The following is a 23,366-nucleotide window of genomic DNA, read 5'->3' as shown; positions in this document are numbered from 1 at the left end:
CTGTCCCGGGAGCCCGACACCCCTACACTCAAATCATCCCGAACAGCATCAAACCGATCGCATTGATCGCAAAATTGGCAAACATATGCACCATCCAGGACGCATAAATATTGCCGTTTCGCTCATTCAGCCAGTTAAACAACAGTCCCGCCACAACCAGTCCCGCGATTAACAAGAGGAACAGTCCTACCGAGAACCAGCTGGACATCATCGCAACATGATACACGGCAAAAGCCCCGGCACTGAATACATATGCAAACCTGCGCCCGACCTGCTCCTTCAGCGTGAAAAAAGCAAATCCCCGGAAAAAGAACTCTTCCAGCAATGAATTCACGATGGATATGTAAAGGGAGACCAATACGAAATTGCCTGCATTGACACCCATATTATCCTCCAGTGCCCCTGTCACCTTGGTAAAGTCGAATAAAGGCCCCAGCCCAAAATAGGCGCCGAGTATGAAGGCGAATACGCCGAGTCCCAGCAGCAGGGAGGTTAGGAGACCCCTTCTCTCGAAAGCGAACAGCCTGCGAAACGGAACCCCGCCGGCGATGATGGCGTAGCCAATCGGCAGTGTCAGAAAGAGAATGATTTTGATGGCGGATTTGACGGCGTAATCCGGACGGATCACCGCGTCGACCAAGCTCATGGCTAGGCAGCTAAATACGATGATGGCCATAAGAGAAACGATTTTCTTTCTTGATCTCATTGAAAGTATCTCCTTTAAACAGGTTACATCCATACATCTTCCATATATTAGAGTTCGATACGCCGGGCGTAATGCCCTCTACTCCAAAAGAAAACGCCCCTGACATCACCATATCAGAGGCGTTTTCGCTATTCATTCATTTTATGATACATGACGGCCCAGCGCCGCCTGGTATACACTCTTCGGCCGGAGCCCTATCAGTTTATCTGCCGGTTCTCCGTTATGAAACACAATCACCGTCGGCATGGACATGATGCCGAATTGGGCAGCAAGCTCGGGGGATTCGTCACAATCCACCTGATAGATGTCCAGGCGACCCGCCTCCTCCCGGCTCAGCTCTTCCAGAATGGGAAGCAGCACTTTGCAGGGCGGACACCATGCGGCTCCGAATTCGACAAGCGTGACCCCGTTCTGGTTGATCGAGCTTTGAAAGCTCCCTGCGTCTAAACGTGGTAAACTCATTTGCATTCCTCCGCTTCCTCCGATTTCCGTTCATCCAGAATCGATTGCATGCGTTCCTCCAGATTCATCTTGATATGATTCAGCTGGTGAATCTGCGCTTCGATCTCTGCGATTTTTTGACGAAAAATCGGGAACACCTCCGCGCAAAACGCCTCTTTGTTTTTCAGGACGCAATGCAGGAAACCGGCGATCTGCTCGGTGGTCAATCCAAGGTTTAGATATAACTGGATGGTACGCACCTGCTCTTCCGCAAGCATCGAATATTCCCGATAACCGTTCTCGTTTCGGACCGGCGTCAGCAATCCTTGCTGCTCGTAGTACCGTAGCGAACGAATGCTGACGCCGGTACGGGCCGCGAGTTCTCCGATTTTCATGCTTTCACACCTCCTGGACGAACGATTCGATTTCATTGTAAACCCTGACACTAGTGTCAGGGTCAAGAGGATTTCGCGATTTTTTTCAAAAAGCGAAGATTAGTAGCGCAGGCTCACGCTCCCAAAGTCACTTTCTTTTCTTGGACTTGCTTCCGGCGCCCTTGCGAAGCTTCGGCCAGCGATTCGCCGGCACATGCTGGAGCATCGTATGAAAGACGGTCCCCCACTGCTCTTCGTTCAGCCGACCGATGGGGAGCTCTCGGTCCACTCTCAGCACTTTAACGAGCTTCGCCATCTGGGGAGGCGTAAACACGCCCGATAGAGCCGCAAATAACGGCAGCCGGGCATCCTGCAGACCATAGGCGGCCAGCGCCGTAAACTTGGGCTGACTCGATGCGGCAATGAGCGGCTTCTTCCTCCGGTGAATGGTCAGAATGGCTGAATCCACTTGGGGAGGCGGCGCAAAATGATGGGGCGAAACGGTCCGCACGAGCCGAATGTCGTATTGCATCCTCCAGCTGAGAATTCGTGGATCTTGAATGGGAACGGCCGTAAAACGTTTGGCTGCCCCCATCTCCACAAGCAGTACGGCCCGCTGCAGAGGGAGGCCGGGGCACTCCAAAAGCTTCCCCATGATCGGCGTGGTGATCGAATACGGAATATTGGCCACGACGGCAAATGGATTTCTCGGGAGCGGGATTTCCAGAAAATCCGACTGCTTGACGCGAATGTTGCTGCTATCCTTCATCTTGCCCAGCAGTTTATCCACAAATGCCGGATCCGTCTCGATCGCAAGCACGTGTCCTGCTTTCTCTGCAAGAGGAAGGGTTAACGCCCCTGTACCCGCGCCGATATCAAGAACGGTATCGGTGGAGCGAATCCGGGCCAAGTCGATCATATCATGAATCAGCCTTTTGCTGATTAACAGATGCTGCGCGGAAAAGTTGGACGGTTTCTTCCGCTTTTCACGATGTTTTTTATGATATTTGGACACAAAAAAGCACCTCATTCATTCGTATAGTAATGAAAAAGGCACAGCACAAATAATCCTTCGCATTTTTACATGAAAATGGATGGATGTAGATGTTCTGTACCCTCATTAACGAATACGTATGAATGCGATGCAGCACATGTCAGGACAATCCTCCTTAGATGAAACGGATAAAATAACACTGACAGTATAACATAGCTCCCCCGCTGGCTCACGGGTACATTCTGTTAAAAGGATTTTTTACCGCCGGTACATGCAGTACATATGGTATGTTGAGGTAGCTAGCATAACCCGTGCTCGAATCCTGCAACCCCCTCGCATCCGGCATACCAGAAGGAGTAAAACGATATGAATATCTATTTCACGAATGAATCGAATGAAACCAATAGCGTGGACAAACATTACGTAAGAAACCAAATGATTGCATATAATCTGAAGCATTTCCCTGACGAATTAAAAGGCCGTTACCAGGAAATCAACTTGTTGTTAAGGAAGGAGGACGGTCAGATTTTGGGCGGGGTCGTTGGGGAAATATGCTGGAACTGGCTGGAGATCCACTATTTGTTCGTGGATGAACCCTTCCGTCAATCGGGGTACGGTGCCAAACTGTTAAACAAGGCCGAAAACATCGCAAAGGAAAAGCAATGCGACTTCGTTAAACTGGATACGCTGAGCTTTCAAGCCTTGGATTTTTACCTCAGGCAGGGTTACGAAGTGTATGGCAAAATCGAGAACGCCGGGCGGCATACCCACTACTATATGAAGAAAAATCTATAAGATAAACGAAGGCAGCAAGGCTGCCTTCCCCTCCCGAGCACTTTGCCTACCTCTTCTTCTTCGCTTTGCTTTCTGCCTTCTCCAGGTTTTGCTGAACCCGATATTGGACGATTCGGCGTATCAGCTCATAAGGCAGCGGCTGATCGATCGGAAATTGCAAGGTTCCCTTGGACGTATGATATTCCTTCAGCTCATCCTGGAACGCCTCGATCCCGCTGGGCGCGGGGTAAAAGCCGATATGTTTCTTGAATGCCGCAAAATGCACGAGGTTCCCGTGGAGGTCGAAGGTTGGCATCTGGTAGCTGATTTTTTCCTTGGCATGCGGGGCTGATTCCTGTATCACACGCCTTAATGTCTGCAGAATTCCCTGGACCTCCGGTGCACAGCTCGAAATGTATTCGTCGATCGACCCGTATACGATTTTGTCATTCATCAGATATAACGGCCCTTTCGCAGGTTAATACGTTTCATAAACGAGATCCCCGTTCATTTCAAGCTTGTCATTAAACAGGACGTATATGTATAGTTGTCCCGCCGGCGTATCGCCTGCATCATACCCTAGCCGAAACGTGCCGTCCTTGTCGAAGGCAAGCTCGGATAGAACCAACTCGTTCACGTCTTCGTCGGGATGCATCCCGGCAATCAGATCCAGCGCTCGATCATTCAGCTCCCCAAAATTCGCCCAGGCATTCCGGATGACCGGGGACAGCCGGTTCATATCCGCTTCGGCAGAGGCCTCCGTGCTGACGGAGAGCTCCGTCTCCTTCCATTGAAGCCTGGCCCCGTAAAAAGACAGCGAGACATCGTATTCGAAGGTCCCAACGCCCTTAACGGTATGGTCCGGCTCCATGATGAGATTGTTGGAATGGTTCAGCCGCTCCAGCTTGGGATTACGATGCGTATCCAGTTTGGAGATTTTGTTCTCCGAGCAATAGAGCTCCGTTAATAGCACATTGCGAGTGAGATCCAATTCGGTGATGTGATTATTGAAGCATCTCAAGCTTTGCAGCGAAGGATTTCCGGTTACGTCCAGCTTCGTCAGATGATTGTGGTTGCAGCGGATTTCGATCAAGTCCGGACATTCCTCCAGGTGTAAGCTCATTAAATAATTGTTTGCGCAGTGGAGATAGGTTAGCCGGGGGTTCTGATGCAGCTCCAAAGCAAACAGGGAGTTGTAGCTGCAATCCAGCTCCGTTAAATCCGCGTTCTGCTCGAGCCGCAGCTCGGATAGAATATTCCAGTAACAGACCAGCTTCGTCAGCATGGCGTTGTGACTGACATCCAAATTTCGAATTCGGTTAAACCCGCAATTCAGCGTTTTCAAGTTGCTATTCTTGCTGAGATCTAGCTCCGTCAGGCTATTGGACGAACAATCCAGTTCTTCAAGCGACGTGAAATGCTCGATCCCCTTTAGACTTGAGTATCCATGATTTGAAAGCTGCAGCGATATAATATGTTCTACATCGCCCGCCTGAATCCGTTCACGGTTCCCGCAATAGGTTTCGAGCACATAAGCTTTGAATCGTTCATCTATGAAATCCTGAGTTATATCCATCGTGTCCTCCTTAGGGCAAGCTCCTGATCAATTCGCGCTTAACCGGGATTCCGTTGTCCGACTTCCAGCAATTCTATTATAGGGTTCCGCCTTGAAAAAGGTCAGGGGTCTTTCTACCTACTTCCCAGGGGAATTATGGAAGAAATTGACGGGTAAAGAGCTTTCCTCTGCCAGCGCGGATTCCGATCAAGGGCTTTAACGAAAAAAAACGGCAATGGCTTCCCGATATTCGGGAAGCCATTGCCGGCAGCAGAAGCTAGATAGCCTCCGGTTGTTCCGACTGGACTTTCGGCGTTACCACCGATACAAGCAGCTCGTTGGCCGAAGAAATCGGCACGACACCATCGGGCAGCTTGAGATCCCCGACATGCAGCGAATTCCCGATCTCTAGTCTGCTGATTTCAACGGGAATCGTGGCAGGAATTTGGTCCGGGAAGGACTCGATCTCAATGAACGTGCTTTGGATTTGGACGACCCCTCCCGATTTGGCTCCTTTTGCGGTGCCGATGTAATCGAGATTCACTCTCGTCCGCACAACTTCATTTATATTGATACGTAAAAAGTCGACATGAATGTATTCACGAGTTACCGGATCACGCTGAACGGACTCCAGCAAAACCGGAATCGGCTCCCGATCTTCAAAATGAAGCTCAAGGATTCCTCCTTTGCCGTTCCGTGCCCATTTGCCGAACTCTTTGGCGGACAGTTGAATCATCATATTGTTTTCCCCTGTGCCAAATACAACCGCCGGAATTCGTCCCGAAAGACGAAGCTGCTTCAGTCCGGTTTTGTTCATCGCAGCGCGCGTTTCTGCTCGTAAATTTACTCTCATCTCAACAACACTCCTCAGATTATCGTTATTTGGGTGCACTCTCCATCGATCGTCCATGATGAACTACGGATTTCTCCCCCCGTAGCGGGGAAATCAGGAGCACCATTGCATCACCTCCAGATAGACATTTAATGTAAAAACCTTTTATATATGCGAGAAGGCACCTCGTTCCACGGGAACGAAATGCCTAATTACTTGCTACCATATCATAGAAAGGGGGCGTTGTCGACCAGAGCGAAAATGGAAACTCGCTTACATGAAGCCATCATATGGCTTCTATGATTTCAGCTTCATCAATAAGACTGCCTCCACATGGCTGGTTTGCGGGAACATATCGACCGGCTGCGCCCATTCAAGCTCGTAGCCGCCGTCCAGAAGCACCTTGCAGTCTTTGGCTAAGGTCGAAGGGTTGCAGGATACGTATACAAACCGCTTCGGCTTGGTGCGGAGCACCGTTTCCAGGAAGCGTGGGTCCAGGCCAGTGCGCGGCGGGTCCGCAATGATGACGTCCGGCTTCATGCCCTCCTTGACCCAGCGTGGCAGCAGCTCTTCGGCTTGGCCGACGTGGAAGCTGGCGTTAACCCTTCCGTTCCGCTGCGCATTCGCCTTGGCGTCCTCGACGGCTTCGGGAATCGTCTCGATTCCGCGCACCTCCTTGGCATACGGCGCAAGCCACAGACCGATCGTGCCAGTGCCGCAGTAGGCGTCGATGACGGTTTCCTTCCCGGTCAGCCCCGCTGCCGCCCGGACCGACTCGTACAGCTTGACCGTCTGCTGCGGATTCAGCTGGAAGAACGCTCTCGGCGACAGCGAGAATTGCAGGTCGCTCAGCGATTCCTGCATGCTCTCGGCGCCCCATAGCGAGATTGTCCGGTCTCCGAAGATGAGCGAGGTTTTCTTCGGATTGATATTGAGTGAAATTCCGCTTACCTCCGGAATGGTAAGGCGCAGCATACGAACGAGATCGTCCTGCCTTGGCAGCTTGCTTCCAGCCGTGATCAGCGTCACCTGCACTTCCCCGGATTGGAAGCCGTGACGGACTACGATCGTCCGCACGCCATCCTTGGCACCATTCTCCTTATAAAGCGGAATCCGCAATTCCTCGAGTACGGATTTGACCTTCTCCACCGTTTCATTGACCTTCGGATGCTGAATCGGGCAGCCGCTGATATCCACAATCGTATGGCTGTCCGCTTCATAGAGCCCTGCTATCACTTCATGGCCCCTCCGTTTCAGCTGCAGCTGCGCTTTGTTCCGGTAGTCCCATGGATGCTCCATCCCGAGAATCGGCTTAAACTTGACATCGTCCAATCCCGCGTACCGGCTGAACGCCTCGCGCACGATATCCGTCTTCGCCTGCAGCTGTCCCTCATAGGAAATATGCTGAATTTGGCATCCGCCGCAGATGCCGAATACCGGGCAAGGAGGCTCTATCCGGTGAGGCGACCGCTTCTCCACTTCCAGCAGCTGGGCCTTGATAAATTTAGGCTGAACCTCCCTCACCTCGGCTTTGACCACTTCATTCGTGATCGCTCCATCGATAAACACCGCCTTGCGGCGGTAGTAACCCACTCCCTCGCCGTTAATGCCGAGGCGTTTGATCGTAACGACTATCACGTCCCCGGCCTGCAGCTCATCCGCATGCTCGCGTCCGGATGACAGCTTCGGTCCGCGTACCTCTTGCTTATATTGATCCGCTCGTCTCCCCTTCGCATGCGGGGATGCCGACGACGAATTGCTGTTCTTCATACGGTCACGTTGAAAGGTCGGCTTTGCCCCTGCTTGGTTCGCTGCAGTCCGCTCGCCCTGCTTCTTCCCGTATGCCGCTGATTTGCTGTTGTTGGTTCCTTTTCCGGAACGCCGTTGTTCACTCATGCCTTAATTGCTCCATCCTTAATGGTATCGTGTCCAATATACCATGACGGTCCCGCGAATGCGAACGAGCCATGTACTTTTTTCCGGTGTCATACGGGGATTCTTTCGCTTCATTGGCACCAACATCTTTACTCCGCAAAAAACCGCAAAAAATATTTTTTCGATATGGAAACCAGTGACGATCCTCCAGCGTATAATTCCATTATCATACATTCTCTTATGGAGGTATCTTTTATGTCGTTTTTTAACAAAATGCTAGCCAGTGTAGGAATTGGAGCCGCCCAGATCGATACGCACCTCGAAAAATCCTCCTATTATCCGGGTGAGGAAGTACGCGGAATCATTCACATTAAGGGAGGCAATGTAGAGCAGACGGTCGACCGCATCTATTTGAAACTGATGACGGAATATACCAGGGAAAGCGACGACAAGAAATACATAGAATCCTATACCATTGCAAAAGTCAACGTCTCAAGCCGCCTCACGTTGAAGCCTGGCGATCAGCAGGAAATTCCGTTCGCCTTTCCTTTGCCGCTGGAAACGCCGCTCACCATTTCGCGGCAGCCGGTATGGATCCACACCGGACTCGATATCGATAATGCCATCGATCCGAAGGACCGCGATTTCATCGACGTCGAACCGAACGAGGACGCATCCATTGTCTTCGACGCCGTCGAAGCGCTTGGCTTCAGCTTCAAAATAGCAACATGCGAATATCATCCGCGGCTCGGCCAGGGTGTTCCATTCGTGCAGGAAATTGAATTTTATCCCGGCTCCTCCTATGCCGGTCATATCAAAGAGCTTGAATTGATTCTCTATCCGGAGCAGGAGGGGATTTCCATCCTGGTCGAAGTCGACCGTAGAGGCAGAGGCGTTTCAGGCTGGCTCCAGCGTTCGCTCGATATGGATGAACAGCACTCCTGGGTAACCCTCGACAAGCAGGATCTGGCCCAGGGACCATCCCACGTGGCCCAAATTCTGGACCGTGTCATCCGCAGATCGATCTAATGAAAAATGGCCCGCAGGGCAGGTCGCTTCCCAGGCGACTCTCCCAGCGGGCCATTATTTTTGAATGATGAATGTATATCGATCCCTTAGATGAAATAATGCGGATACTTCTCTCGCAAAATATCCTGCTCCACAACGACGAGGCGCAGATGACGCTCCATCACGTTCATGGCTTGCTCCGCCTGCCGATTGACGATCAGCTGATACATTTCTTTATGCTGCGAGATGATATTCTCCCAGTTGAAGTCCTTGGACAGGCGAAGCAGCCGCAGACGATTGAAATGGATGTTCAATTGCTGCAGCATCTTCCAGGTCCGTTCTTTGCCCGTCCCCTCAAACAGAATTTGGTGGAATTCCTCGTCCAGCTCAAACAGCTTATAGAAGTTATGGTTGCCCGCGCACACGTCCTGCAGCGCAATATTGGTTTCCAGGCGAAAGCGGAACTCTTCGGGAAAAGAACCGCAGGCGAGCGCCACGATTTCCTTCTCGATCTTCTCCCTGATAAATCGGCCTTCCTCAACATGCCGAAGATTAATACGGGATACGATCGTCCCGCTTTGCGGAATGATGTCCAGCAGCTCTTCCTCCGCAAGCTTCATGAACGCTTCCCGGACCGGTGTCCGGCTGACGTTCAATTCATCCGCAATTTCTTTTTCCGAGATTTTCGTACCCGGCTCCAGCTCCAGATGAAATATCCGATCCTTCAATAGCTGATAAGAATACTCTCTGGTAGAGCCTTTAATCTTTTGCTCTGTTGACATATATCGCTACCTCTTTCTTAAATGCTCTATGTTCTCTTTGCTTAAAGTTGCCCTTCCCTCTATATTACCCGAATCAAAGGCCCGGACGGTATATAATGTATAGGAATCGCCGGAAAAAACTCCCGCAGCCTATCGGCCACGCAGGCCATGCCGGGCTCCTCGCTAGCAGCATGGCCAAGCAGAAGCAGGGACGGGCCCCTGCCCTGCGCAGCCGCATCGCCCATGTATTCAGGCGTCTCCCATTCAGGGCCTTCCCCTACGATGAGAAGATCCAGCGACTCCTTCAGGCAGAGGGGAATGGCATGCGCGCCGCCGCCGCGATAGCCCACGGTTATGCCGATTCTGAAGCATGTGCTGCTTCGATTACCGACATAACGAAGGTAAGGAAGATTCAGCTTTCTTTTTACAAACTCCGCAATATCCGGCAGGCTCATCTCTTCCGGCAGCGTGACAATGGCCGCTGCCTTAAGATGCTTATCGACATAAGCCTCCCAATCCAGCGCCTGAACCAGTCCTTGCATCATGATATCGGGAACGTATCGGTGAGGCGCATCATGGAACCGGTAAATCGTCAACTCCCCGGATTCCATCAAGCGGAGTTTATCCTGAAAGACAGGACTCGCCTCCACCCCCTCATATCCCTCCTCCTGATGGCTGTAAAACGCCCCTTCATGGGTAATGACAAGGTTGGCCCCAACTTCGACCGCTCTCTGCAGAACCGAATACGATGCCGCAAACGTGACGGCAATGCCGTGGACCACCGCTTCGGCGCTTCCCGCCGTAACCCTGTCCACCTTGGATTCAAGAAATCCTGCGGGCTCTGTTAAGCGGTTGACGATGTCTTGAACGGTGACTCGCAATCTGGAATGCCCTCCTTGGAAACAACGCAATCGGCCGAACCGAAAAACAGGCTGCCCTTCCATCAAGAAACGGCAGCCTGTCGATCCGTCGGTTATTGTTGCTCTTTATATTTTTTATACGTTTTATTCGCAATCTCCAGGTATTGCCCCACGCCCTGGCTATCCAGCTCTTGCACGAACTTGTCGTACTCGGCGAGATCGCGGTCGCCCAGAATGAACTTCAGCGTGTTCTGATCCGTGTAGTCCTTCAGCGGCGTGCTCAAGAGCGTCACTCGCTCGCGCTCTTCTACCGAGTATGGAATCGGAGGCTCCGGCTTCACCACCGTTTTTGTTTCGCTCATGCTCTTCTGGAACTGCTGCTCTTCCTCGCTGAACATGGATTGCAGCAGCTCGGTCGTGCCTCCGTATGCAAACACGCCGCCCGAGAAGCCGTGCTCGATCCGCAGATCCTTCGTGCCCTTTGGATTCAGTCCGTTGTAGTTGATGTCGTCCATCAGCTTGCGTACGCCGCCTTCCTTCGTATACGTTACGCCTTCGACGCCCCACTTCGCGAATTCCTGTCCTTCGTCGCTGTAATAGAGCCAGTCGATAAACTGCAGAATGGCTTTGAAATGCTCGCTCTCCTTCACTTTGGATGAGATCATGACCCCGTTCTCGAGCCGGCTGCCGGACATCAGCTGGCCGGCCGGTCCGCCGGGAACCGTGATTTTGCTGATGGCATACTTGCCTTCGCCCAGCGTTTTGTCCATATCGTTGCGGTGCTGGACCACGGTCTGGGAGTTGCCGTTGATGATGAAGGATTTGCCGGTCACGAATTTTTGCACGGCCTGATCGTCATCCTGGGTAAAGCTCTCTTTGTCCAGCAGTCCTTCGTCCACCAGCTTGTGGAAGTAGGTCAGCATTTCCTTGTATTCGTCCGTAGCCGCCGTGTATACAAACTCATCCTGCTCTTCCCTATATGTCAGCCCGCTGCCGTAGCCCCATCCGCCTTTGGTGCCGAAGCCGGTAGCGGCGATATTCAACGTACTGTTGAATTTAAAGCGGTCGGAGAATGGCGTAACGTCCGGATATTCCTCCTTCAGCTGCTTCATGGCCGTATACAGCTCATCCCAGGTGGCAGGAATCGCGATGTTATGCTTCTCGAAAATATCCGTGCGCACGATCAGGGTGTAGTCCGGCCACACCGCTTCATGGAGGCCAGGAAGCACATAATACTTTTTGTCCTCCTGGCGAAGCCCTTCCAGCTCGCTGTCCATGTCCCACTTCTCGATCTTGTCCTTAAAGTTCGGCATCAGGTCAATATAATCGCTGATCGGCAGAATCGCGCCGGAAGCCACGAACGCGGATTCCTCCCCCGGGTATGTCTTCGGAATGACCAGCGGCGCGTCGCCGGAGCTGATCAGCAGACTGCGCTTTTGGCTGTAATCGCTCATCGGCACGATTGTCGGCTTCAAGGTCACGTTTGTCATTTCTTTTAGTTTAGCAAAAAGCATCCAGTCCTGCTTATAAGGATACGCCGGCTGGTCGCTGTAGAGGATGGACAGCTCAAACGGCTCCGTCGCCTTGAACGTTTCGCCTACGGCGTAGGTTTCCATGGCACCCTTATCCTGAATTTCAGCCTCTTTGCCGCCTGTTTTGTCGGTACACGCCGCCAATATCACAACGATTAATGACAGCAATAAAGCTTTGCCTGCAAACGATCGACGACTCTTTTTCATTTTCCCATTCCCCCCATGATATCAACAAATTGTCCTTACGGATGGTCCTATTGCTTGACGGAGCCCAGCATGATGCCGGTCACGAAATATCGCTGAACAAACGGGTAAATCGTCAATATCGGCAAAATGGTCAGCACCATGGTCACCGATTTGATGTTGGCGGAGATCTGAGTCAGGTTATCGGCCGAGGTGGCGCCAGCGGAAGTAACGCCCGTCGCGCCCGCAATCATGTTCCGCAGATAGATCGTGACCGGGAAGAGCTCCTTCTGGTCCAGATACAGGAAGGCCGGAAACCAGGAGTTCCAGTGCCCGACGGCATAGAAGAGAACCATGGTCGCGATGACCGCTTTGCTTAAGGGGAGCACGATTCGGAACAGCATGCCGTACGTGTTCAGTCCGTCAATGGCCGCGGCTTCCTCCAGTTCCTCCGGCATATTTTCAAAAAAGGACTTCATGATGAGCATGTTATAGATGCTGATGGCTCCCGGGATCACGATGGCCCAGATGGAGTTGCTGAAGCCCAGGCTGTTAATGAGCACATAGTTCGGGATCAGCCCCCCGTTGAAGAACATCGTGAACACGGCAAACATCGTCAGGAACTTACGGCCGACCAGCCTTTTTTTGGACAGGGCGTAAGCAAAAATCGTTGTTAAAAACATGGATATGGCGGTGCCGACCACGCTGTAAACGACCGTGTTTTTGTAATTCGTCCAGAACATGGCGTCTTTGGTCACGGTTTTGTAGGTATCGAGATTGAAGCCCCTCGGAATCAGATTCACCTTCCCCGAGTTGATGTACGACTCGCCGCTGAAGGATTGAGCGACCACGTTCAGGAAGGGGTACAGCGTGATGAAGACAACGAACAGCAGAATGATGGCATTGCACACTTTGAACACCTTATAGGATCTTGACTCCTTCATATGCGCTCCCTCCTCACCATAAGCTTCGATCCGTCAGTCTTCGCGAGATCGCATTCACGGAGAAGACCAATATAAGCCCGATCACGGACTCGAACAGCCCGATCGCCGTCGCGTAACTGAAGTTGTTCGATACGAGACCGACCCGGTACAGGTATGTCGATATCACGTCCGCCGTTTCATAAATGACCGGATTGTAGAGCAGCAATATTTTCTCGAACCCTACCGCTAAGAATGCCCCCATGTTCAGGATCAGCAGCGTCACAATCGTTGGCAGGATGCCCGGAATCGTAACAAACAGCGTTTGCTTCCAGCGGTTGGCCCCGTCGATCCTCGCCGCCTCGTACAGGGATTCGTCTATTGTCGTTAAGGCGGCCAGATACAGGATCGCGCCCCAGCCCATGCCCTGCCAGATTTCAGACGAGATATAGATCGCCCGAAACCACTCGGCCCGCTGCATGAAATTGATTCGTTCCCCATTAAAGAACTCCATGAGCGAGTTAATGGAGCCGTTGACCGACGTCAATTGCAGAATCATCCCGGCAACGATGACGATGGACAGAAAATGCGGGAGATACGAAGCCGTCTGGACGAATTTCTTGAACCGCTTGCTCTTCACCTCATTCAGCAGCAGCGCGAAGATGATGGGGACCGGGAACGTAAAGAGCAGGGACAGCGCACCGAGCAGCAGGGTGTTCTTGAACACGTTCCAGAACGCCGGGTCATGGATAAACATGTTGAAATAGTGCAGTCCTACCCACTTTTCCCCGTAGATGCTGCCCCCCGGCATAAACCGCCTGAAGGCAATCACGTTGCCGATCATCGGTCCGTATTTAAAAATGAGCAGATACATAATCGGTAGAACCAATAAAGAATACAGCTGCCAATCCTTCCGGATCAACGCAGCGATGGTTTTAAGCTTGGCTGGCTTCTTAGCCGCTTTCGCGGCAGGCAAGGAATGATTTGCAACTTTGGGCTCCATTACGTTCTTCACTCCAATCCGTAGGGCCTTTCCTCATACTTCTTCATTCATGGACTAAGCCCATGTTTCATCATCCATCTCCATTCAACCTTCAATGAGAAATCGCATTCCGTTTGCTGCTATTCAGCGTTCAGCAGGATGTCCGCCACCCTTTTATTCAGCCCCCTCCCACAATTAAGCGCTTACATAATTGATTTGAAAAAATAGACTCCCTCATCTTGAGCGTTAGATTCAAAAGATTCCGCTGCTGCTTTCACCTATGTAGAGAGTCGTTATTTTGTATACTAGTATAACTAGTATGGTAGTTGGTTTTATTGTAATGGACGTTTTCTTCAATTTCAATACATTTTTTTCTCGTGGATACAATCCCGATCCCAAGCCTGAAAAAAAAGCCGTGAGCGCATTCAGGCCATGGCCTGCTGCGTCACGGTTTTAAGGATCCCTTTCTGCTTAGGTATTCATCATGCATAAGAGGCGGAAGCCTTCGCTTCCGCCCCTTGAGGTTTCCCCATGCCGGCTTTATATTTATTTCAGCTCCGTCACGTTGCCGTCAATGCTGACGCTTTTGATGTCCATATCCCCCAGAAATACGAGGTTATTCTTGCTGTCCAGATTATACAGCCACTGAAACCCGCTCTTTGTGGTGCTTGTCGAGCTGGCATGAAGCTTCAGTTCCGATCCGTCCGCGGCGATGACCTTAACCTCCGGCGTATATTCCGGCAGTTTATCCAGCTCACCGTCGGTACGCTTGCCTTCGATGGCTACACCGATGGATGAAACACTAATGGTGTGGAGAGACAGTGCTTCCTTACCCTCATCAAGCGCCAGATTCAGACTTTGTTCTCTTTGTTTGCCCGGAGAAATGGTGAATTGCACATTCCAAGGGCCCTCAACGGCTTGGGTGTTGTCGCCTGACGTGATTCGATCGGCTGTGATCCGTGCCTTCAGCCCCTCGAGGTCATTCATCGCATCCATCTCAAACACGGCGACAAGCTTTTTGTTATCGTCAAGAAGCTGCTGCCCCACCATATAATTCACATTCTGCTCCGTTTTCAGTTCAAGTAGGGGGATCGAAACACCCTCGGGGAATGGCATGCCATCCTCTTTCATGAAACTGACCACCAAATAACCGCTGTTGCCGACATAAACTCCTTCTTCAACATTCATGATTACCCCGGACGCTGTATCCGTCCCTTGTATGGGTGACCGTTCGTCTTCCGCAATGGACGCGGACTGACCGAAAAATTGCTTCAAGCTATCCATGTATTGGCTCGCAAAAGCGGTCGTGCTAAGTATCATAATCATCGCGGCAGCGATAACGATACTGGCTTTATATTTTTTCACTTTCCTGTTTTTAAACACCATCGTTTCCTCCTCTTGAATACGGTTCATCGCTCGGTTCTTGATCCGTTCCATACTGATCTGCTGCGTCAACTCGCGTTCCTCTTCCTCCGTAAGGAGGAGGTCCTCCAGCTCCTGATTGTCGATATTGGCCATGATATCTACAATTCGCCGCTTCACTTGCATCCATCCCCTTTCGCAATCGATTTGAAGCTTCACTCCTATAGACACGGTCTTTATAGAAATCCTACGGATTCTCGGTTTCATAATGGATGCGCAGTTTGTCCCTTGCCCGGCGGATCCGGGCGGTGACGGCTTTCTCCTGCATATTCAGCCGGCTTGCAATATCGCGGACTTTCTCTAAATAGAAGTACCTGCGGATGAATATTTCGCGATCCGGTTCGCCCATCCCCTGTACCATGCCGCTTATCGTTTCCTTCTCCTGCCGTAGAATAGCCAGTGCCTCCGCAGAGGGACAAGAAACGGCGTCATCTTCCAATTCGGATTCAATGACCCGCTGCCTTTTTCGCAATGCATTCAAGGTATGATTACGCGCGGCTATGGCCAGATAAGGCTTGAGACTATCTCCGCGCAGCATGATTTTGGGCCCGTCTGTCCACAGCTTGACCAGCACGTCCCCGGTGATTTCCTCCACATCGAAGGAATTAAACCGCCCACCTGCCACCTTAGCGACCACCGCGGCTATGTAGCGTGAATAGCGGTCAACCAATGTTTCAAAACATCGCGGATCTTTCCTCGCAAGCCCATCCAGCAATGTCTGATCCTCCATGGATCCTCCCCCCTTTATAATCATCTCTTTTGGTAGAACCAAGCCACAGATCCCGTGCTACTATATAAGACACCTTTAATTCCGGAAACCCTACACATCTTTTGAAAAAATAATCGTTTCGCCAAGCAAACGGATCGGAGCAGCTTTGCTTGGGGTAACGGCAAAAAAAGCCAACCCCATCGGATCGGCTTGTTCTACAAACGTATGATTTTATTGCAATTGCGGAGAAGCCTCGGATTGCTGTCTCGATATGATGAACAGCACGATCCAGATCAGCAGGAATCCAAGGAGCTGAGGCCCTGTCACGATTTGCTGGAATACAATCCAGTTGATCAGCACGCCCACCATGGGAAAACTCAGTTCCGCGAGTGTAGCCACAGAGGCTTTGGTCGTGGTTAACCCTTTATAATAAACCAGCAGGCTCAGGAGACCCGGCAGCAGTGCCTGCCCGATCAGGTTGAGCGACACCAAGGCAAAGGCGCCTGTGCCCCATGCCGGCATATTCCAAGCTGCCCCTTCGCTCCAAGTAATGACGGTCAGGAGCGGCAGCGCAAGCACAAACCGCAGCGAGGTTACCGTCTCGTACTTCAGTTTGCCTACCATCAAGCGACCCATGACCGTTGAGCCGCCCCATAAGGCTGCAGCGCCTAAGGACAGGAGGCTCCCGACTTGAACAAACTCGTTCCAATGGCCGATCGGCAGGGTTAAGCCGAAGGTGAGCAAATACGTGCCTGCTAAGGCGATGATAAGCAGGATCCCGAAATGGCGCGGAAGCTTCTCTTTCAGAAGCAGGCTGGCCAGAATGATGGCAAACAGCGGCTGCAGCTTCTGCAGCAGCAGGACGGCATTCAGATTGCCGCTCGACAGCCCCATCGTGAACAATACGGTAGCCAGTGCCGAACCGCCCCAGGATATAAACAGCAGCGCGCCGACATGATTCCAGCCAAGGCTCTTTAGTTCCTCCCGGTTCTTCCACAATACAGGAATTGCAATCAAGGAAATAATGATATGTTCAAGCAAAACGATCTGAGCCGAAGTCAGATTCTTGAGCAGAATAACCCGAAATAACGGGTCAACGCCCCACAGGGCGGCCCCCAAAACAACGAGCCAGAACCCTCCTTTAAAACGTCGACTTGCCTGTGCGTCGGAACCATAAGGTTTCACCTTGATCCCGGTATTCATATTACTCATCTTGCCCTCTCCTGTCTTGAATACGGAGGTCTTACTAGCAGAAAGCCCCCGTCATCGGCATGGCCGACATATACGGGGGCTGATCAAATAAGCCTGCGCCAATGGAATTTTTCGCATTCACGGCAAACTCATCTTTGATCTTCTCCCATCCGGACTTTACCGTCGGCCTTGGAATTGCACCAAGTCAGTCGCTCATTCATGTTGCAAACTGAACGCAGCGAGTCGCGGGCTGAGGCTCGTTCGCGAAGGAACAGAGCCATCACCGCCGGTCAGGAATTTCACCTTACCCCGAAGATCCATATTCATGTTTTATTTTGGTCTTGCCATTAAACCGATTGACCGATAATTCCTATAAGCTTAGTTGATGTATTGAAATTATAACATGAATCCTTTCATGTAAATACATCTATTTTCAAAATAAACGAAATTACACATGAACACAATGAAAAATCTCACGTTCAACCAAGACTTACTGAAAATTATACAGCAAGTATCAATTTGTTACCAGCATGATTTTTTACCATTTCCTTGCGCCTATCTTAAATACCTTCCGGCTTGAATAGCAGCCACTCCTGCTTGAAGATTCAGCAGGCCCAGCGCTTCCTCGGTATTAAGGCTCATTCCGCCCCCAAGAGGCTTAGATAACAACCGAGAAGCACTTTCTGCAGCTGTTTCCTCCGATTGCTTCGTCTCACTCAGCAATACTTTGCTTGCAATATGTATATTCGGATTCAATGCGCATGAACTCACATCCTTATCCAATCGTTATCAGGTCGTTATTTCCATCCCTTATTAAAGGTCTCGGAAGCCTGAGCACTTCACTTTAACCGGTCGCCATCTGCCTGAGTACGCAAAAAGACCGCCCTTAAGGTTTCAATCCACCTTAAGGACGGTCTAATCGCATGAAATGCTATCCTGCTTCGATCAGTTCATAAACTTCAACGCTGCCAAAGTACGCTTCAGCACAAGTGCTGCTTGCGCTCGTGTGACCGAATCGAGTGCTCCGAAATTGCCTTGGTTGTCACCCTGCACGATGCCTTGCTTAGTAAGACTGGCCACATGGGCGGCCGCCCAAACCGGAATGGATGCCTGATCCTTGAATCCGGCAGCGGCATTCGCGCCCTGGTTGGATAGGTCTGCCGGATTCACCGCCTCCATGGCCCGGGTGATCATTACAGCCATTTCCGCTCGGGTCATGCTGGCATTCGGCGAGAAGGCACCGCCGTTTCCGCCTTCGATTAAGCCGTAGCGCGAGGCTGCGCCGATCTCGCCGGCATACGCGGAATGATCCTGAACATCCTTGAATGCACCGCTCTCGATGACCGGGCTGAGCCCCATCGCACGGACGAGCATGGCCGTAAATTCAGCTCGCGTGATCGCCTTGCCCGGTGCATAGGAGTCCGCGTTGACTCCGTTCACGAGCAGCTTGGAAGCCATGGATTCGATTTCCGATTGCGCCCAGTGGCCGTCAAGATCCGCAAACGTCTTCTTGTACTGCAGCAGCGCATAAACGCCGTTTCCAGCATGCTTGACTTCAATCGCTGCTTTACCGTTCCATGTCGTCCTTACGGCCGGTACAAACCGGAAAGTACCCGCAGCTTCGTCATAAATGACGGCAGCAACCGAATCCGGGTTCATCCCAGCCGGCAGCGGCATGATACGGCTGATGACGCGCTTCCCGAAATCCTTCAGTTCCTGCTCTGCGCCAGGCGCTCCAACCGCTGCGCCGAACCGCAGTCCTCCATTCGCTGCCAACGAGGCGCCCATGGAAGAGGCCTTGCTTGTCATAGCATCCGCTACCTTGCCTGCTGCCGGAGCCACCGACACCTTCACCTGGATGCCGCCGGACCCCTGTGCAGGCTCCAGAGCTTCATCCAGAGGCAGTGCCGTTATCGGAAGACGGATGGCTCCGAGTGCGGTCTCCAGCACCAGGGTTGCATTCGGATTCCGTTCCATGGCCTGCTTCAAGCCTGCTGCCGGAAGCGACAGCTCCGCGGCACGGTTCAATTCAGGAGCCCGAATAATCAGTTCCTGCTGCCCGTTCGCGGACAAGCCGGTCACGGCCTTTTTCCACGCCTCTTCCTTTACCGTAATGCGGTCCATCGTTCCGCTTGCAGCAGCACTAATATTCAAATTGCTGCCTGTCATCACGTTTGGCTCGGATGCATTTCCGCCAGTAGCAGGAGGATTAGGCTGCGTTGTCGGCGGCATTACGGAACCGCCCCCCGACCCGCCTGATCCTGATCCAGGAGAAGAGCCGTCGCCAGGATTCGCCGGCTTCTTCTGCTCCGTAATTCGGCCCTCGACCTTCGGCGATACCTTACCGCCCAGCTTGTTCACATATTCCATGAAAATTTCATAATCCGGGTAACCCAGATCCTCGTTGTATTTCCCTTCGGCAATCGCATCGGCAAAAGATTTATAACCATCTCCGCCCTTGGCGACAAAGCTGTTCGTTGCCATTCGGTACGTTTCGGTCAATACCAGAGGTTTGTAGCTTCCGTCCTTCATGATCTGTACGTCGAACACTTTATCTCCTGCCGGTGCGCTAGGATCCCACTTGAATTTCACCCCGGCGATTTGCGGGAACTTCCCTGGCAGATCCGCCAGTTTGGCACCGCTTATTCCGTTTTCCAGCCCGTCTTTCAGCTGCTGTCCGGTGACGTCCATAACAAACAGCGTATTTCCGAAAGGCATCACCGTACGCAGCTCGCCCATCGTAATATCACCTTCATCAATCGCGGCGCGGATGCCTCCGCCATTCGTGAGGGCAATATCGGCGTTTTTCAGCTCTTTGGCTTTAGCCAGCATGCCGTCGGCAATCAGATTGCCCAGGTTCGTCTCCTTGGAGCGGACATTCTCGCGTTTGCCGTCAAGCTCGACTCCGGCAATGCCGATAACCTGCTTCATCAGTTCTTCCAATTCCGCTTTGTAAGGAGCCAGCATGTCCTTCGCTTGCGTGTCTTCCTGGACCGTGTTGTCTACCGGAATCAGCTTCCCGCCAAGTTCGCCGTCTCCCACGAGAACAACGCCGTTTTTATCAAACTGCAGATCTACCCGGCCGAGGAACTTGCCCCATTCATTCGCTTGAACGATGACGGTAGGGGTATGATGCTGACTGTCCGTCACCACTTCCGGCGCGTTTAGCGTCGTATGGGTATGACCTCCGACGATGAGGTCGATGCCTTCGACGGCTTCGGCCAGCGCCAGATCTTTAGCGTACCCCAGGTGGGAGAGGGCGATGATCTTGTCTAGCCCCTCCTTCTCCATCGCCTCAACGGTAGCCTGAGCCGAGGTCACCGCATCGCGGAAGACCACGTCTTTACCAGGGCTGGAGGTTTCCGCGGTATCTTCGGTCGTTAAGCCGAACACCCCGACCTTCTGGCCGTCAACCTGCAGTGTCACGTATGGGTATACCCCGCTATTTGCGGTTGTCTTGGGCTGATCGGTATCGATAACCGCCGGCTTGTTAATCAGATGTGAAATGTTAGCGTCGCGGCTAAGATCCACGTTCGCGCTGACGAGCGGGAAATGTGCCTTGCTCACGAAATCAGCAAGCGTCTTGGTGCCTTGATCGAATTCATGATTACCGAACGTCATCGCGTCATAACCCATATAGTTCATGAAGGCCAGATCAGCCAGCCCAAACCATTTGGTGAAATACAGATCGCCGGAAAAGACGTCCCCAGCATCCAGCAGCAGGCTGTTTCCGCCTTCGCTGCGGATCTCATGAACCAGCGTAGCCCGTCTGGCCACTTCCGCCAGATGCGCATGGGTATCGTTGGTATGCATCACTGTTAACTTCCACGGTTCTCCATCCGGCGAACCGTCCGTTACGTTAACCGACACTTCCGCCGAACCGTAGCCATCCTTGCTCAGGACGGTAATCACGGCTTGACCTGCGGATACCGGCGTAACCAGGCCGTTCTGGTCCACGGCGGCTACCGTTTCGTCGGTGGAACTCCAGGCCAGCTCGGCCGATCCGCCTTGAACCGGCTCAACGTTTGCTTGCAATGGTTCCGGGGACCCGCCCGTTTTCAACGTGAGCGAAGGCTTATCCACCGTAATTTTGGTCACTTGAAGCTCCAGCAGCACCACCGTTCCGCTAACTTCATTCGCAACCAGCAGCAGCGGACGTCCTGTTGGGCTGTCCGAAGCCGGAATAAAGTCCAGTCCCTCCGGTCCGGAATCCGATTGGATGCCTCCGTTGAAATCCCGCGAGTTGAAGTAGTTCAGGAACGCCGGAGCGGCTGGATCCGTTACGTCATAGGTCATGACGCCGCCAATGCGCTCCAGTCCGACAAAAGCCAGCGTCTTCTGTCCGACCTTGCCCACGGCAACATATTCCGGCTCCGGGCCTTTCTTGGCGCTGCGGCTGTCCAGATCGGTTTTGTCATTGCTTGCATTGAAATGATTCGGCAAGCGCTCGGCCGTAATCTTCTCGAAATCACTGCCGCTGTCGTATGCCTGGGACAAATCCGCCGCATTCCAGATGGAGAAGGAACGCCCCCCGTACAGATACAGCCCTTCATTGCCCATATCGCTCGCAACTTCAACCTTGTCATAGGTTGTCCCTTTGCCAGCCAGGAATTGGGCTGCCGGCGACGATGGATCCAGATTGGATTTCATTTTGCCGATGTCGCTTTCGTTGCTTCGGTCATCCCAGCCGGTAGCGTCCCCTTCGTTCGCGGACAGGATAAACTGCTGCCCGTTCACGCTGTAGGTCGCAATTCCGTCCGGCATGTACATGCCGTAAAAAGGAACATTCTCAAACTTGATTTGCCCATCCTTCAGCAAATCGAGCTGATTCTCCGATTGATTGAAATCCTTATATCCGAGTCCCCGGACCGATTGAATTCGCTTCGAGGCGATATCGACCACGGCTATCGCATTGTTTTCCTGCAGGGCCACGTACGCTGTCAGCTCGTCCTCCGACAATGCGATGTATTCGGGCTCCAGATCATGGACGGCATCGTTTTTCGTTCCGGCGCTGCGAATTTGACCGTCTGCTTCCACATTCCCGCGAATATGCACCCGATCGTCAATGATCGACGGGTCATCGAACTTCAAATGGCTTACTTCGCCAGCCAAAGCATCGATAATCGTGATGCTTCCTTCCGGATCCGGGGCGGTCTCCGTGCGGGGCTCGCCTTCATCCGCCGTCAGGATATAACGGCCATCGGACGTGTACTTGACCATATCCGGCTGAACGCCGGTTTCATAAGATCCGATCAAGCCGCCGTCATAGTCGAGCACCAGGACCTTGCCGGCTTTCGTATGATCCCGCTCCTGAACGGCAACCGCGACCTGCTTCGTCTTGGTGTTGATATCCACGCTGGTCAAGTCTCCATACAGGAAACCGCCCGTGTTCGCCATATCTTCTACATGGATCTGCTTGTCCTTAACCAAGCTGCCATCGGCGCCTAGAGACACGATTTCGAGGCTGGCCGGCTGGGTCGATCCGTTAACCAAATAGAGCTTCCCGTTATCTTTGTTGTATTTTACAATCTCCGCTACGCCGCCATCCTTGTTGGAAGTACCTACGGAATAATGTCCGATCATCTTCATGGCCAGCTTGTCGGCCACAGGTGTTGGACGCTTGCCCAAAATTTGCAATTTCACAACCGATTGGGCCGTAGCAGGTAAGGCTGCACTATCCTGCACCGTTACCTCAACCGTATGCTCGCCCTCTTGCCCAGCCGCAGGCGTACCTGAAATGGCTCCCGTATCAGAAGCGAGGGTCAAGCCTGCCGGTAAACCTGTCGCCGAGAACGTATACGGCGCTTGTCCGCCATATACATCTACGGTGACCGCATACGGCTCATCCGCATATGCATCCGGAAAGATCATATCGGTAATGCCCAAATCCACGGCAGCTATAGCTGCATCTTGTGATGTCGTCTCCATACTGGCGGTCTGGAGCAATTCCTGCCCCTCGCCAGCATACACGCTGCCCCCCGAAAACAGAGAGGCCATCGTGATTTCCGCTGCCATCAACAGCGAGACTACTTTCATGCTTTTATGCTTCAACTCCATATCCCCTCTTCTACCTTATTTACATTCAAGTGTAAGGAGGAAGTGTTAACGGATGCTCAATATCAGTCGCGGTTTATGTAAAATGGCTGCCAAGCAACAAAAAAAAGCCTCGACCTCCAAGTCGGGCTTCCCAGAGCAGCAGCTGCATTCGAGCTGGTGGCTTGCTTATTCTTTTCTTTCATATGTATTC

Annotated in this window: 20 protein-coding genes and 1 riboswitch; of the genes, 2 read left to right on the top strand and 18 right to left on the bottom strand. The window is 52.2% G+C overall.

Features of this window, described 5'->3' with window-relative positions; translation table 11 throughout:
- Positions 1-28: 28 nt before the first annotated feature.
- The 4 genes from M1D70_RS06515 to erm form a co-directional block, all read right to left on the bottom strand.
- The gene (locus M1D70_RS06515; protein WP_456289471.1) at positions 29-706 is read right to left on the bottom strand and encodes a CPBP family intramembrane glutamic endopeptidase; all 678 of its coding nucleotides are present in this window, start codon (positions 704-706) and stop codon (positions 29-31) included.
- Positions 707-847: 141 nt separating this feature from the next.
- Positions 848-1,168, bottom strand: a complete 321-nt coding sequence (locus M1D70_RS06510) for a thioredoxin family protein (RefSeq protein WP_456289470.1) — start codon at positions 1,166-1,168, stop codon at positions 848-850.
- Positions 1,165-1,542 carry a MerR family DNA-binding transcriptional regulator gene (locus tag M1D70_RS06505; RefSeq protein WP_433938767.1) on the bottom strand — a complete coding sequence of 126 codons (378 nt, stop codon included), beginning with the start codon at positions 1,540-1,542 and terminating at the stop codon, positions 1,165-1,167. The genes M1D70_RS06510 and M1D70_RS06505 overlap by 4 nt, the downstream gene beginning before the upstream one ends.
- 127 nt (positions 1,543-1,669) lie before the next feature.
- Positions 1,670-2,536, bottom strand: a complete 867-nt coding sequence (gene erm, locus M1D70_RS06500; protein WP_433938766.1) for a 23S ribosomal RNA methyltransferase Erm — start codon at positions 2,534-2,536, stop codon at positions 1,670-1,672.
- Between the two features lie 345 nt (positions 2,537-2,881).
- Between erm and M1D70_RS06495 the strand changes: the two genes are divergently transcribed.
- Positions 2,882-3,310: a GNAT family N-acetyltransferase gene (locus tag M1D70_RS06495; RefSeq protein WP_456289469.1), complete on the top strand. Its 429-nt coding sequence runs from the start codon at positions 2,882-2,884 to the stop codon at positions 3,308-3,310.
- Between the two features lie 46 nt (positions 3,311-3,356).
- Here M1D70_RS06495 and M1D70_RS06490 read toward each other — a convergent pair whose 3' ends face one another.
- The 4 genes from M1D70_RS06490 to rlmD form a co-directional block, all read right to left on the bottom strand.
- On the bottom strand, positions 3,357-3,743 hold the full coding sequence (locus tag M1D70_RS06490) for an iron chaperone (protein ID WP_456289468.1): 387 nt from the start codon (positions 3,741-3,743) through the stop codon (positions 3,357-3,359).
- 24 nt (positions 3,744-3,767) lie between these two features.
- A complete protein-coding gene (locus M1D70_RS06485; RefSeq protein ID WP_456289467.1) occupies positions 3,768-4,865 on the bottom strand; it encodes a leucine-rich repeat domain-containing protein in 1,098 nt (365 codons plus the stop codon).
- A 256-nt stretch (positions 4,866-5,121) separates the two neighbouring features.
- On the bottom strand, positions 5,122-5,697 hold the full coding sequence (locus M1D70_RS06480) for a 50S ribosomal protein L25 (protein WP_456289466.1): 576 nt from the start codon (positions 5,695-5,697) through the stop codon (positions 5,122-5,124).
- A 276-nt stretch (positions 5,698-5,973) separates the two neighbouring features.
- Positions 5,974-7,572 (bottom strand): 23S rRNA (uracil(1939)-C(5))-methyltransferase RlmD, encoded by a 1,599-nt coding sequence (rlmD, locus tag M1D70_RS06475; RefSeq protein WP_456289465.1) that lies wholly within the window; start codon positions 7,570-7,572, stop codon positions 5,974-5,976.
- A 234-nt stretch (positions 7,573-7,806) separates the two neighbouring features.
- Here rlmD and M1D70_RS06470 point away from each other — a divergent pair, with 234 nt between their 5' ends.
- Entirely contained in the window at positions 7,807-8,580 is a 774-nt protein-coding gene (locus M1D70_RS06470) for a sporulation protein (protein WP_009595388.1), read from the top strand.
- Positions 8,581-8,666: 86 nt separating this feature from the next.
- Here M1D70_RS06470 and M1D70_RS06465 read toward each other — a convergent pair whose 3' ends face one another.
- The 10 genes from M1D70_RS06465 to M1D70_RS06420 all read right to left on the bottom strand — a co-directional run bounded on the left by M1D70_RS06465 (position 8,667) and on the right by M1D70_RS06420 (position 23,176).
- Positions 8,667-9,341, bottom strand: a complete 675-nt coding sequence (locus M1D70_RS06465) for a GntR family transcriptional regulator (RefSeq protein WP_009595351.1) — start codon at positions 9,339-9,341, stop codon at positions 8,667-8,669.
- A 59-nt stretch (positions 9,342-9,400) separates the two neighbouring features.
- A complete protein-coding gene (locus tag M1D70_RS06460) occupies positions 9,401-10,201 on the bottom strand; it encodes a Nif3-like dinuclear metal center hexameric protein (protein ID WP_456289464.1) in 801 nt (266 codons plus the stop codon).
- A gap of 92 nt (positions 10,202-10,293) precedes the next feature.
- Complete coding sequence (locus tag M1D70_RS06455) at positions 10,294-11,919, bottom strand: ABC transporter substrate-binding protein (protein ID WP_456289463.1); 1,626 nt, start codon at positions 11,917-11,919, stop codon at positions 10,294-10,296.
- Between the two features lie 47 nt (positions 11,920-11,966).
- Complete coding sequence (locus M1D70_RS06450; protein ID WP_071223638.1) at positions 11,967-12,839, bottom strand: carbohydrate ABC transporter permease; 873 nt, start codon at positions 12,837-12,839, stop codon at positions 11,967-11,969.
- A 13-nt stretch (positions 12,840-12,852) separates the two neighbouring features.
- Complete coding sequence (locus M1D70_RS06445) at positions 12,853-13,818, bottom strand: ABC transporter permease (RefSeq protein WP_009595363.1); 966 nt, start codon at positions 13,816-13,818, stop codon at positions 12,853-12,855.
- 525 nt (positions 13,819-14,343) lie between these two features.
- Positions 14,344-15,345 (bottom strand): hypothetical protein, encoded by a 1,002-nt coding sequence (locus M1D70_RS06440; protein WP_456290397.1) that lies wholly within the window; start codon positions 15,343-15,345, stop codon positions 14,344-14,346.
- 61 nt (positions 15,346-15,406) lie between these two features.
- Positions 15,407-15,949 carry an RNA polymerase sigma factor gene (locus M1D70_RS06435; protein ID WP_009595393.1) on the bottom strand — a complete coding sequence of 181 codons (543 nt, stop codon included), beginning with the start codon at positions 15,947-15,949 and terminating at the stop codon, positions 15,407-15,409.
- Between the two features lie 210 nt (positions 15,950-16,159).
- Positions 16,160-17,140 carry a DMT family transporter gene (locus M1D70_RS06430; protein ID WP_009595345.1) on the bottom strand — a complete coding sequence of 327 codons (981 nt, stop codon included), beginning with the start codon at positions 17,138-17,140 and terminating at the stop codon, positions 16,160-16,162.
- Positions 17,141-17,273: 133 nt separating this feature from the next.
- Positions 17,274-17,440: riboswitch (FMN riboswitch) on the bottom strand.
- A 234-nt stretch (positions 17,441-17,674) separates the two neighbouring features.
- The gene (locus M1D70_RS06425; protein ID WP_456289462.1) at positions 17,675-17,902 is read right to left on the bottom strand and encodes a hypothetical protein; all 228 of its coding nucleotides are present in this window, start codon (positions 17,900-17,902) and stop codon (positions 17,675-17,677) included.
- 162 nt (positions 17,903-18,064) lie between these two features.
- A complete protein-coding gene (locus M1D70_RS06420) occupies positions 18,065-23,176 on the bottom strand; it encodes a choice-of-anchor I family protein (RefSeq protein ID WP_456289461.1) in 5,112 nt (1,703 codons plus the stop codon).
- Between the last annotated feature and the right edge of the window lie 190 nt (positions 23,177-23,366).

This window comes from Paenibacillus sp. AK002 (assembly GCF_053903045.1).
The sequence above is the reverse complement of the archived record's forward strand: the minus strand, read 5'-3'. Positions and strand labels throughout refer to the sequence as shown.

Coding starts and splice junctions, on each gene's coding strand:
- M1D70_RS06515 (WP_456289471.1), bottom strand. CDS start 706: ATGAGATCAAGAAAGAAAATCGTTTCTCTTATGGCCATCATCGTATTT.
- M1D70_RS06510 (WP_456289470.1), bottom strand. CDS start 1,168: ATGAGTTTACCACGTTTAGACGCAGGGAGCTTTCAAAGCTCGATCAAC.
- M1D70_RS06505 (WP_433938767.1), bottom strand. CDS start 1,542: ATGAAAATCGGAGAACTCGCGGCCCGTACCGGCGTCAGCATTCGTTCG.
- M1D70_RS06495 (WP_456289469.1), top strand. CDS start 2,882: ATGAATATCTATTTCACGAATGAATCGAATGAAACCAATAGCGTGGAC.
- M1D70_RS06490 (WP_456289468.1), bottom strand. CDS start 3,743: ATGAATGACAAAATCGTATACGGGTCGATCGACGAATACATTTCGAGC.
- M1D70_RS06485 (WP_456289467.1), bottom strand. CDS start 4,865: ATGGATATAACTCAGGATTTCATAGATGAACGATTCAAAGCTTATGTG.
- M1D70_RS06480 (WP_456289466.1), bottom strand. CDS start 5,697: ATGAGAGTAAATTTACGAGCAGAAACGCGCGCTGCGATGAACAAAACC.
- rlmD (WP_456289465.1), bottom strand. CDS start 7,572: ATGAGTGAACAACGGCGTTCCGGAAAAGGAACCAACAACAGCAAATCA.
- M1D70_RS06470 (WP_009595388.1), top strand. CDS start 7,807: ATGTCGTTTTTTAACAAAATGCTAGCCAGTGTAGGAATTGGAGCCGCC.
- M1D70_RS06465 (WP_009595351.1), bottom strand. CDS start 9,341: ATGTCAACAGAGCAAAAGATTAAAGGCTCTACCAGAGAGTATTCTTAT.
- M1D70_RS06455 (WP_456289463.1), bottom strand. CDS start 11,919: ATGAAAAAGAGTCGTCGATCGTTTGCAGGCAAAGCTTTATTGCTGTCA.
- M1D70_RS06450 (WP_071223638.1), bottom strand. CDS start 12,839: ATGAAGGAGTCAAGATCCTATAAGGTGTTCAAAGTGTGCAATGCCATC.
- M1D70_RS06445 (WP_009595363.1), bottom strand. CDS start 13,818: ATGGAGCCCAAAGTTGCAAATCATTCCTTGCCTGCCGCGAAAGCGGCT.
- M1D70_RS06440 (WP_456290397.1), bottom strand. CDS start 15,345: ATGCAAGTGAAGCGGCGAATTGTAGATATCATGGCCAATATCGACAAT.
- M1D70_RS06435 (WP_009595393.1), bottom strand. CDS start 15,949: ATGGAGGATCAGACATTGCTGGATGGGCTTGCGAGGAAAGATCCGCGA.
- M1D70_RS06430 (WP_009595345.1), bottom strand. CDS start 17,140: ATGAGTAATATGAATACCGGGATCAAGGTGAAACCTTATGGTTCCGAC.
- M1D70_RS06420 (WP_456289461.1), bottom strand. CDS start 23,176: ATGGAGTTGAAGCATAAAAGCATGAAAGTAGTCTCGCTGTTGATGGCA.